This is a genomic window from Actinospica sp. (assembly GCF_035552695.1).
GTDB lineage: Bacteria > Actinomycetota > Actinomycetes > Streptomycetales > Catenulisporaceae > Actinospica.
The window spans coordinates 1-11,377 of record NZ_DASZKT010000056.1; the positions used below are offsets into that span (position 1 = coordinate 1).

Below are 11,377 nucleotides of genomic sequence, written 5' to 3' on the forward strand. Positions count from 1 at the left end.
TACAAGCCCAACACGGACTCGAACGACTGGACCTTCGACGCGGTCGACGCCGCCCGCCTCGACATGAGCAGCCAGGTCTCGAGCGACCTGGTCACCGAGACCGAGAATTACCAGAAGTACATCGACGGCCTGGCCGCGTTCAACACGTCCAACAGCGACGAGCCCTACATCGAGCAGTCCTCCTCCGTGGCGACCGCGCTCGACGAGGCGTTCGCCACGGACTACGACGGCACCCTGCGCATCGCGCCGGCATGGCCCTCGGGCTGGGACGGCTCGGGCACCGTCTACATCCAAGGCGGCTCGAAAGTAGACGTGCAGATCGAGAGCGGCACCATCACCACGGTCGCGATCCAGGCCGGGTCCACCCAAACCATGAGCGTTCGCAGCCCCTGGTCCGGGAAGCAGGTCGAGGTCGTGAACGGTTCCAGCGGCGCCGTCGTCGTCGCGCCGACCACCGCCGCGACCCTGAGCGTGCCGGTGACCGCCGGCACCTCCTACCTCCTCGAGCAGACCTCCTCACTCACGACGTCGCTGCCCTTCGCCCAGGTCACCGGAACCCAGGCCAGCGCGTACAAGTCGCTGGGCGGCAAAGTACAGATCGGCCTGCCCGGCACCGCGACCCAGGTGATCAGCTTGCGCGCGCATGCCAACGGCGACATCGTCACCGCCGACAACACCGGCACCTCACCGCTGATCGCGAACCGCACCGCCATCGGGACCTGGGAGGAATTCGATCTGATCAACAACTCCGATGGCAGCGTCAGTTTGCGCGCGCATGCCAACGGCGACATCGTCACCGCCGACAACACCGGCACGTCCCCACTGATCGCCAACCGCACCACGATCGGGACCTGGGAGGAATTCGACCTCATACACGACTGAGCGAGAGGTCGAACAGCCGCGGTGCGGGGTGTGCGATGCAGGTGGAGTTCCTAGTGTATCTGGAGACCTGGATAATGGGTCGATAGGCCCGGGAAGAGCGGAGCCAGGTGAGCAATCCGTACGGCAACAGGTACACGGTGGAGGCTGCGCGGCTCGGTCAAGCAGGCACGGGCCGACGCCGTGGGTGGCGACGAGGGTGCGTTGACCACGGCGGAACGCTAGGAGCTCGCGGCGCTGCGCTGGCGGGTGCGCGAACACGACCAGGTGATCAGCATCCTGACAAAGCCGCGGCCTTCTTCGCGCAGGACAACCTGCAGGCGCCGTCGATAGGTTCATCAAGGCGGAGAAGGCCGAATTCACCGTCGCCCTGCTGTGCCGGACCCTCGGTGCGCCGTATCTGGCCTGTTGGATGGACCTGGTAACGAGGGAGATCGCCGGCTGGCGATATTCACCTTTCAGGCTTTGACGCGATCATGCCTAAGACCATTGCGACAGCCGGTATCGATCGCCTCATGCACCACGTGCATTTCGTCCAGACCCAGGGCGACTAACATCGCCTGGCCGGGCCGCCAAGGGCGTGGTCCCGCTCACCTTGCGCGATGCCCCGAGCCGGTCACGCGGGGCATCGCCCAGAGCTGCTAGAGCGGCCGGATGTTCTCGGCCTGCGGGCCCTTCTGGCCCTGGGTGATGTCGAACTCGACCCTGTGGCCTTCGTTCAGCTCGCGGTACCCCTGGGCGGCTGCGATGTTCGAGGGCGGATTCACGTGCATGCTGAACTCTGCGGCGGCGCTCGACGCGAGCGCGCTGACCGTCCACCGCGGCTCGTTTGTCGCAGCGTCCTGAGCCGAAGACAGGGCCCGGCGACCGAGACGACCGCCGGGCCCCACACCCAGGGAACCAGGACAATACAAGGTCACGCAGTTACATCGACGACCGTGCGGCCCATGACCTCACCCGCGGCGACGAGCAGCAGGTGCAGGCGCGCGGACTTGGCTCCGTCCGGCAGGGCCGTGGAAACGGGGACCGGCGCGCTGAGGCGGAAGGGGTGCACCTTCAGCGTGCTGCGGTCGCCGGCACCGGCCTCCGGCCGCGCGTCCACCGCGAGCGGCGAGCTCCAGACCGGCACGAGGGAGACCTCGACCGGCCCGGGACCGTAGTGCGAGATCCGCACCGAGAACTCGACCTCGCCGCCGTTCCCGGCAACCAGATCGATGCCCGGTGCGTGCGGCTCGACCTCGGGGATCACGACGGTGACCGCGTTGGTCATGGCGGGCGGGTTGGCGCCGGTGTCCTTGAGCGTGCGCTCGAAGGAGTAGATGCCCGCCGTCTCGTGTTCGATGTCGTACAGCTCGGTCCACACGTAGCCGGACAGCTGGTCGTAGCGGCGCAGCTCAAGGGTCTGCCAACGCAGGTTCCAGCCGCGTTCGACGCTGGTCACGCCGCCGCCGAACTCGCTGTTGAGGTTCGGCACGTCGGCCGGGGCGCCGGCTCCGGCTTCCGCCATCAACCGCTTGTCGACCACGAGGTCCGGGCCGAGACCCACCGGGAAGGTCGTCTCGCCGCGCTCGAGCAGGGCCCTGACCTTCTCCGCCCAGCCTCGCGGCGTCTCGTCGTAGATGTGCCAGTCTACGAGGTCGGTGGCGACATGCGACCAGCCGGAGTCGTCGACCGCGGGCCGGGTGGTGTCCAGCGCCTTGAGCAGCTCGTACGCGTGGCGCACCGCCTGCTGCTTCTCCGGGTCCGCGGCCACGTCCCAGTCCAGGCCCCACTCCTCGTTGTACAGGCCCCAGACCACGACGCTCGGGTGGTTGCCGTCGCGCCGCACCATCGGCTCGATCTGCGCCTCGAAGCGGGAGACGGCGGCGGGCGTGAACACGCCGGTGCTGGCCGGCTCGGCCCACACCAGCATGCCGAGCCTGTCCGCGTGGTGCAGGAACCGCGGGTCCTCGAGCTTGAGGTGCTTGCGCACCAGGTTGAACCCGGCCTCCCGGGCGAGTTCGAGGTCGGCGACGAAGGCCTGGTCGTCAGGGGCGGTCATGCCGGTGCGCGGCCAGTAGCCCTGGTCCAGCACGCCGCGCAGGTAGACGCGCTCGCCGTTGAGCCAGATCTCCGAACCGCGGGTCTCGACCCGGCGCAGCCCGGTCGCCGAGACGACCCGGTCGGCGCCGTCCGACGAATCGAGCCGGACCGTGACCGGGTAGAGATGCGGGTCCTCGGGGCTCCACAGGTGCGGTTCGACGATCGCCACGGTCAGCTCGGCCGAGGCCCGCGCGGGTTCGGCGGTCGGGTCCGCGCTGAGCGCGACGGACTCAACGGTCGAGCCGCCGACGCTCACCGTCAGCCGCGCGTTGGGGGCCTGCGGGCCGGTGACCGAGATGGTCGCGATGACGGCGTCGAGGGTAGGCGCGGGGGTGAGCGCCACCCCGGACAGGTACGTCGCCGGGCGCGCCTCGAGCCAGACCGGCTGCCAGATTCCGCTGCTCGGGGTGAAGGCGCAGACGTCGTACACGTCGCGCGGGATGCTGCGCTGCTTGCCGTGCACGATCTCGCGCTTGTCCACCGGGGCCCACACCCGCACTAGCAGGGTCGCCGGGGCGCCGTCCCCGCCGGTGTCCCCGGCCCCTCCGTCGCCGAGGGCCTCGGTGATGTCGAACTCGAAGGGGGTGTATCCGCCCTCGTGGCCGCCGACCCTGGTGGCATTGACCCAGACCTCGGCCTCGTGGTGCACGGCGCCGAAGTGCAGCACCACGCGCTGCCCGGCCCAGTCCCGAGGCACGGTCAGGGTCCGCCGATACCAGCCGTACTCCAGCCATTGCGCGCCGAGGCCGGAGGCCTCGGTCTCCCAGGCGAACGGCACCACGATCTGCTCGGACCAGGAACGCGCGCCGGCCAGCTGCTCGGGGTCGGCCGAGCCGTCCGGGTCTCGCGCGAAGTCCCACTCGCCGTTGAGGCTGAGCCAGGCGTGCGAACGGTCGAAGTGGGGCCGCGGGTATTCGGGACGTACGGATGACACGGTTTCTCCAGAGTAGGTCGTGTGCTCTGCGGTCAGAGGCGGTGCGGGCGAGGCGGGGGAGGCCCGGCACGGTCGGCGCGGGGCGCGCGGTCAGCTGGTGAGGCTGCCCTGCAGGGCTCCGCCGCGGAAGTAGCGTTCGAGCACGAGGAACAGGGCGATCAGCGGCAGCACGGTGACCAGGCCGCCGGCGATCAGGACGGGGACTGCTTGGGCCTGCGAACCGGTCTCCGCGGCCTGGGACAGCGCGGAGAGGCCGACCGTGAGCGGATACAGGTTGCTGTGGCTGAAGATGACCAGCGGCAGGAAATAGTTGTTCCACACCGCCACGACGGTCAGCAGCAGCACGGTGACCAGACCCGGCACCGTCAGCGGCAGCACGATCTGCCAGAAGATCCGGAACTCGCCGGCGCCGTCGATGCGCGCCGCGTTGATCAGGTCGCGCGGTACCGAGGCGTCGATGAAGGTGCGCATCAGGTAGATGCCCACCGGCGAGACCATGCTCGGCAGGATCATGCCCCAGATGGAGTTGACCATGCCGACCTTGGCGTAGACCAGGAAAAGCGGCAGCGCAAGCGCGCTGATCGGGACCAGCAGCGTCGACATCACCAGTGAGAACAGCGCGTCAGCGCCGCGGAACCTGAACCGGGCGAACCCGTAGCCGGCCAGCGCCGACAGCGCGGTCGAGCCGATCCCGCCGAGCAGGGCGTAGAGCAGCGTGTTCTCCAGCCAGTTCAGGTAGACGCCGGCGCCGCTGACGTTCCGACCGAGCGCGGACAGGTTCTGGAACAGCCGGAACGGCCCGGCGAACCAGAAGCCTGAACTGTTGTAGATCTCCGCCTGCGTCTTGGTGGAGCTGATCAGCAGCCACCCCAGCGGCGCCAGGATGAACACCGCGAACAGGGCGCTCACCAGCGTCATCAGAGTGGTCGTGCCGCGGCGCAGGCCGTAGAGGCGGACCGGGACCCCGTCGGAGCGCGAGACCTTGGGGGCGGACCGGGCGGACCGGGCGGCCTTCTGGCCGGAGCGGCTCATCGGAATTCTCCGTTTCGGCGGCGGAAGGCGAACGCGGACAACGAGATCAGGCCGATGAGGACGGCGAGCACGACGGCCGCCGCGGCGCCGAGGTTGTACTCACCGCTGCCGATCGCGGTGTTGTAGACGTAGACCGTCGGGGTGAACCCGAAGGAGATCGCCTGCGGCTGGAAGGCCTCGAGGATCGACGGCTCGGTGAACAGTTGCAGCGCGCCCACGGTGTTGAGGAACACGAGCATCACCAGAGTCGGGCGCACCATCGGCAGTTTGAGCTTCATGATGATCGTGGTCAGCGAGGCGCCGCTGACCACGGCCGCCTCGGTGATCTCGCGCGGGATCGACTTGAGGGAGGTGTAGAGGATCGTCATGTTGTAGCCGGTCCACTCCCACAGCACGATGATCACGATCGTCGGCAGGATCAGGTTCGATGAGAAGAAGTTCACGTGCCCGAGGCCGAGCCCGGAGAGCACCCTCGAGTAGGGGCCGAAGCCGGGCAGCAGCAGGAACGACCACATCACGGCCGCGACCACGCCGGGGACGGCGAACGGCATGAAGAACACGGTGCGGAAGAACTTGCCGTACTTGACCACGCCTGCGTCGAAGATCGCCGCGAAGAAGAACGCCACGCCGATCGTCAGCGGCACCTGGATCACGGCGAACAGCAGGACCCTGCGTACGCCCTCCCAGAACTCGGGCGAGCTGAGCACCGTGCCGTAGTTGGCCAAGCCCGAGTACCGGGTGCCGCCGATGAGCCTCGTGGTGTAGAGGCTCATGTAGATCGCGTAGCCGGTCGGCAGGAGCATGAACAGGCCCAGCGCCAGCATGTGCGGCGCGATGAACGCCGCCCCCGGCCAACGGCGGATCCGGTGGCCGGTCCGGCGCCGGGTCTGCAGGGCGGCGGCACCCGCCGTGCCGCCGCCGGACTGACGGTCTGCCACCGTCAACCCCCTACTACGGTGAAGCCCTGGGCCTGCGCGTAGCTCGTCATCTGCTGCTGGAACGCGGCGAAGGCCTGGGCGAGGGTTTCGGAGCCCTTGGTGACCCCGGCGAAGGTCGAGGTCCACTGGGTCAGCGCGGCGGTCATGATCGGCGGCCACTGCGGGTCGACGATGTTCTTCTCCGCGGAGGCGAAGACCGTGTTGGGCGTGGAGTTGCCCGAGATCGGCAGCGTGGAACTCTGGAAGGAGCTCGAGTCGAGCAGCGGCAGGTAGGCGGGGTAGGCCCCGGCGACCGGTCCGCTCAGGATCTTCCAGGCGTCCGCGGAACCGCCGAACCACTGCGCGAACTCGGCGGCCTGCTTGGCGTACTTGCTGCCGGCCACCACGGCGATCGAGGAGCCGCCCCAGTTGCCGGCGAGGTTCTGGCCCGTCTTGGCCTGCGGCAGCGCCGCGGCCCGCCAGTCCCCGGTGGTCTGCTTGATGCTCAGCTGCATGCCCACCGGGCCCCAGGCCGGACTGAGCCGGGAGGCGTCGGCGCCGCTGTCGAAGTTGGTCCACTGCGTCGGCGAGAAGTCGGCCGCCGTGGTCGCCTCGTGCTTGTCGATCAGAGACTGCCAGTAGTTCGCGAAGGCGGTCTCCGTGGCGCCGTTGAAGTGGATCCCGAGCGTGTTGCCGCCGGTGTAGCTGAACGGGAAGGCCCCGTACTGCTGCATCAGCGCCAGTACGTCCTGCGGGCTCTCCGGGTCGAAGTTGGTGATCGCGTCCTTGGAGTTCGCCGCGTGCAGCTTGTCCGCCTGGGTAGCGAAGTCGGCCCAGGTGGTGGGCACGGTGAGCCCGTTGGCGCTGAACTCCTTCTCGTTGTAGTACAGCGCCAACGGGCCGAGGTCGACCGGCATCGCGTACTGCGCGGAGCCCTGGGTCACCTGGGCCCAGGCCGCCGGAGCCTCGTCGCTCTTCGCCGAGCCGACGCCGTACTGCGACAGATCGACCAGGCTGTGCGTGATCTCGAAGGAGGGCAGTTCGAAGTACTCGATCTGCGCGATGTCCGGGGCGCCGCTGTGCGCCGTCAGGGCGTCGTTGAGCTTCACGTACTCGGCGGTGGTCGCGCCCGCGTTCTCCAACTGCACGCAGATGTCCGGGTGCGTTTTGTTGAACTCGTTCACCGCCAGGTCGTAGCCGGCCGACCAGCCCCAGAAGGTCAGGTGGGTGGCGCCTGCCGCGCAGCCGGCGGTCGAGCCGCTCGCCGCAGAACCGCCGGCGGAACTCGGCGCGGGCAGCCCTGTGCTGCCGCAGGCTGCCACCGTGGTCGCAGCCAGCGCTGCGGCGGCAAGACCGAAGATCCGGCGACGCCGGCCCGCGCCCTGCGCGCCTGGGCGGGCGGCTGTGCCCGTGCGACTCTCGGTTGACGTGCGACGGACGTTGCCGACGCCGCTGTGGGACGTAGCCATCGCAACCTCTGCTTTCTCTTGGCGGTTTCGGGCAGTGCTGTTGCAGTGCCGTGCGCTCTGGAAGGTCTCTGTGTGCTGTGTGAAGTTCGCGTGCTGCGTGAGGTTCGGCGGACTGCTCTGCTCGCGGCGGGACCGGTCCGGACGCGGGCCGCTGCACGGGCTCGCAGTGCGCCGCCGGCCTCCGGATGCGTCCCGGTCTCGCGCTGACCGTTTCTTCCGCCGTGCGGGTGCCACCGGTTCGTGCGCAACGCTCGCCCGGGGCGACCCGGGAAGCGTTTCTTGCAACGATGCAGAACAGTAACTCGCTGGATGCATCGTTGCAAGAGGCGCCGGATCGCGGTTTGATCTCGGCCGGAGACGAGTGGTTCTGCCGGATTCCGCAAATCCGGCAGAACCACTCGTCGGGCCTGGCTGGACGGCCGCTCGCGCGGCGGCAGCAGTCCGGGCCAACGCACGGGGGACTGCGGCCGCCTACGGGCCGCTGGAGCGACCGCTAGTCGGCCGTCGTCCAGTCCTGGGTCCACAGGCCGTTGCAGTCGTAGATCTGCAACTGCGTGCCCTTGGTGGTGGCACCGTTGGGGTCGTCGAGGCAGCGGCCGGACTGCGGGTTGAGCAGCGCGCCGTCCGACTGCGGCACCCACTGCTGGCCGCCGGCGTTGTCACAGGTCCACAGCTCGACCTTGGAGTAATTCGCCGTGCCGTCGCCCACGATGTCCAGACACTTACCGTACGCCTGGATCGTACCGTTCGGTTCCATGGTCCACTGCTGGCCGGGTACGCCGTTGCAGTCGTAGAGCTGGACCGCGTTGCCGTCGGTGGCCGTGTTGGTGTTGTCGTCGACGCACTGGCCGGCGATCGAAGAGTTGGTGATCGCGGCGGTCGGCGCTCCCGGCATGGTCCAGTCCTGGGTCCACAGCTGGTTGCAGTCGTAGATCTGCAGCTGGGTGCCGTTCGTGGTCCCGCCGTTCGGATCGTCGAGGCAGCGGCCGGACTGCGGGTTGAGCAGCGCGCCGTCGGACTGCTCGCGCCACTGCTGCCCGCCCGCGTTGTCACACGGCCAGAGTTCGACCTTGGAGTAGTTCGCGGTGCCGTCGCCCACGATGTCCAGGCACTCGCCGAAGGCGCGGACGGTGCCGTCCGGCTCGACGTCCCACTGCTGGCCGGGCACGCCGCTGCAGTCGTAGAGCTGGACCGCGTTACCCTCCGTGGACGTGTTGGTGTTCACGTCGATGCACTTGCCGGAGATGCTGGAGTTGGTGATCTCGCCGGTCGGCCCGGGAGCGACGTCGGTGCCGAACCGGACCTCGCACTTCCCGTTGCTGATGTGCGTTCCGGCCAGGTACAGGATGGTGGAACCCGAGATCGATGGCAGGATCGGCGAGCTGTAGCCCGCGCAGGAGGTCTCGGTGCCGTCGTACCCGCCGGTCGGATTCGTGTCGACCGGGGCCGTGGTCTCGGTCCACGAGCCGACGCCGAGGTCCGTGTTGGCCAGCAGCACGGTCCCCGACTCGTCCTGCACGGTGATCGAGCCGTCCGCCCCGGACACCAGGCGCTGCCCGGACACCAGCAGGGTGCCGTTCGGCCCGCCTATCGGTGACCAGGACAGTTGCGGGGTATGCAGGAAGTGCCGCCCGTCGCTGGTCTCCACGAGTGAGCCCAGGCCGGAGACGGGGCTCCAGTTCTCACCGTCCGGCGAGGTCTTGAAGTACACCGAACAGGCCGAGTCCGCGTCGTATCCGGCCTTGCAGTCCTCGAAGGTCATGCCGTAGGTGCCATTGGGCAGCTTGACCACCGTCGTCATGCCGGGGCGCTGCACGTTGTCCTGCACCGCGACGTCGTAGACCTCGCTGCCCCAGGTCAGGCCGCCGTCCGTGCTGACCACGTGCGCGAGGACCTGGTTGTAGCCGCTGGTCGAGGGCCGCTCGTCGGAGAAGTAGCAGACCAGGTCGCCGTTGCCGGCTACGCCGAACTCGGGCTCCCAGATGCCGTGCCCCTCGGTGTCGGCCATGCCGGACTCGGAGGTGCAGGAGCTGCGGTAGTTCCAGCTCACGCCGCCATTGGTGCTGTAGAACTCCTCGACGGCCTGTTGGGTGTAGTCGCCGCGGTTCCACGCCGTGCCGGCGGCCAGCAGGGTTCCGGCGGGCAGCGAGCCCTCGGCCTGCGGCAGTTCGTAGAGCGTCGGCCCGTCGAGGTCCCAGCCGTGCACCGTGTCGGACACGGTGCCGATCGGGGACGAGGACCAGCTCTGGCCGTTGTTGGTGGACTCGTAGATCGGGAAGTCGGCCTTAGTGCCACCGACGCCCGAGTGCGAGAAGGTCGCCAGCAGCTCACCGTTCGCAGAGCCGCTGTGCGCCAGCCGGATCACGCGCGGATAGCTGGCGTCCTCGCTCGCATTCGCCGAGGTGTTCGGCGTGTAGAGCACACCCGTGGTGGCGTCCGCGGCCGCCGGGGCCGCCGCGACCGTGGACTGCAGCCCGGCCAGCCCGAAAACGATCATCAGCGTCGCCGCAAGGCCGGTCAGGGTGCGCAACACCGGTTCGTGCCCTGCGACGGGCCGCGGTCGAAGGCGGAGGTGTGGTCTCGTGCGGGCCATGCGTACTCCCTCTGGTCCGTGGGCTGCTGCAGCGTTGCACGAGCACCGACCAGGTGTCCTGCAACGTTGCAGAAGGAACACGCGTCAAGGTAGCGACTTCGGAACAGCGCGACAACCGTTTGCCCGCAGGCAAATAGGGCCGATTCGTCGGGGTGCCGGTTGCGCGGGCGCGGTACCGGAGCCATAGTGTTCTCTGACCACGGGCGATCGCTCCGATTCCGGTTCCGTCACGGCCGGGGCTCCCGCACTGCGCCGGGAACCCCGATCCGCCGAGGCGGGCCGCCGGTTCGGGTCCGGCCGCGGCGGACGCTTGATATGCTCTGCATCGTTGAAATGCGTGTCGGCTCTTTTGCCTGTTCCGCTGCCGCTCCAGGACCGCGTTCGAAGGAGACAAGATGGTCACCCCGCGTCTGCGCGATGTCGCAGAGCGCGCCGGCGTGTCAATCCGCACGGTCTCCAACGTGGTCAACGGATACGCGCCGGTCTCCGAGGAGCGCCGGGCGCGGGTCGAGGCCGCGGTAGCCGAGCTCGGCTACCAGCCGAACCTGATGGCACGCAACCTGAAGAAGGGCCGCACCGGGCTCATCGCGCTGGTCGTGCCGGAACTGGACGTGCCCTATTTCGCCGAACTGGCTCGCGCCGTGGTCACCAAGGCACGCCAGCACGGGTACACGGTGGTCGTCGACCAGACCGACGGTGAGCCGGATCGCGAGCACGAGATCGTCATGGGCGGCTCGATGGCCGCCATGTTCGACGGCGTCATCCTCAGCCCGCTGGCTCTGTCCCAGGCCGACCTGGCCAGGCGCGACGCCGCAAGACCGCTGGTGCTTCTCGGCGAGCGCATCGCGGAGAGCGCCTACGACCACGTGGCGATCGACAACGTCGCGGCGGCCCGCGCGGCCACGGAGCACCTGTTCGACATCGGGCGCGGCCGGGTGGCGGCGATGGGCGACCAGCCCTGGGAGAGCGGAGAGACCGCGCAGCTGCGCACCGCCGGATACCGGCAGGCGCACGAGGCGCGCAGGCGCCGGCTGGACGAGTCGCTGATCGTGCCCACCCATCGGTTCCACCACTCCGATGGAGCCGCGGCGATGGCCGCGCTGCTCGAACACCCCAAGGGGCCGCCGGACGCGGTCTTCTGCTACAACGATCTGCTCGCCCTCGGCGCGATCCGCACCCTGCTCAGCCGGGGTGTGCGGGTACCCGAGGACGTCGCGGTGGTCGGCTTCGACGACATCGAGGCCGGCCGGTACAACACGCCCTCGCTCACCACCGTCTCGCCGGACAAGTCCACCATCGCCTGGCTCGCCGTGGACCGCTTGATCGCCCGCCTCGGCGAGCGCGCCGACAGCGATCCGGTCGAACTGTGGGCGCCGTACAAGCTGGCCGTCCGGGAAAGCACCGGCAGCTGAGCTGAAGCTGAGGCGCCAGGTCACGCCCACCGACGGAGTAAAGAGCCCCCTACACGCCC

At 68.9% G+C, this 11,377-nt stretch carries 7 protein-coding genes and 1 pseudogene; 2 read left to right on the forward strand and 6 right to left on the reverse strand.

The window, feature by feature from the left end; all coding sequences use genetic code 11:
- On the forward strand, nt 1-882 hold an 882-nt coding region (locus VG296_RS08565), incomplete at its 5' end, for a fascin domain-containing protein (protein WP_414641069.1).
- Nucleotides 883-1,520: 638 nt separating this feature from the next.
- Here the strand turns inward: VG296_RS08565 and VG296_RS08570 are convergent.
- From VG296_RS08570 to VG296_RS08595, 6 genes and pseudogenes are all read right to left on the reverse strand, one after another.
- Nucleotides 1,521-1,619 (reverse strand): annotated as a pseudogene (locus VG296_RS08570) (cold shock domain-containing protein); the annotation flags it as partial.
- Between the two features lie 176 nt (nt 1,620-1,795).
- Nucleotides 1,796-3,895 (reverse strand): glycoside hydrolase family 2 protein, encoded by a 2,100-nt coding sequence (locus VG296_RS08575; RefSeq protein WP_325564883.1) that lies wholly within the window; start codon nt 3,893-3,895, stop codon nt 1,796-1,798.
- A 90-nt stretch (nt 3,896-3,985) separates the two neighbouring features.
- Nucleotides 3,986-4,927, reverse strand: coding sequence for a carbohydrate ABC transporter permease (locus VG296_RS08580; RefSeq protein ID WP_325564885.1), 942 nt, complete (start codon nt 4,925-4,927; stop codon nt 3,986-3,988).
- Entirely contained in the window at nt 4,924-5,865 is a 942-nt protein-coding gene (locus VG296_RS08585; RefSeq protein ID WP_325564887.1) for a sugar ABC transporter permease, read from the reverse strand. Before VG296_RS08585 ends, VG296_RS08580 begins: the two co-directional genes overlap by 4 nt.
- A gap of 2 nt (nt 5,866-5,867) precedes the next feature.
- Nucleotides 5,868-7,313 (reverse strand): hypothetical protein, encoded by a 1,446-nt coding sequence (locus tag VG296_RS08590; protein WP_325564889.1) that lies wholly within the window; start codon nt 7,311-7,313, stop codon nt 5,868-5,870.
- 493 nt (nt 7,314-7,806) lie between these two features.
- The gene (locus VG296_RS08595; RefSeq protein ID WP_349259495.1) at nt 7,807-9,810 is read right to left on the reverse strand and encodes a ricin-type beta-trefoil lectin domain protein; all 2,004 of its coding nucleotides are present in this window, start codon (nt 9,808-9,810) and stop codon (nt 7,807-7,809) included.
- A gap of 491 nt (nt 9,811-10,301) precedes the next feature.
- Between VG296_RS08595 and VG296_RS08600 the strand changes: the two genes are divergently transcribed.
- Nucleotides 10,302-11,318 carry a LacI family DNA-binding transcriptional regulator gene (locus VG296_RS08600; protein WP_325564893.1) on the forward strand — a complete coding sequence of 339 codons (1,017 nt, stop codon included), beginning with the start codon at nt 10,302-10,304 and terminating at the stop codon, nt 11,316-11,318.
- Nucleotides 11,319-11,377: the final 59 nt, after the last annotated feature.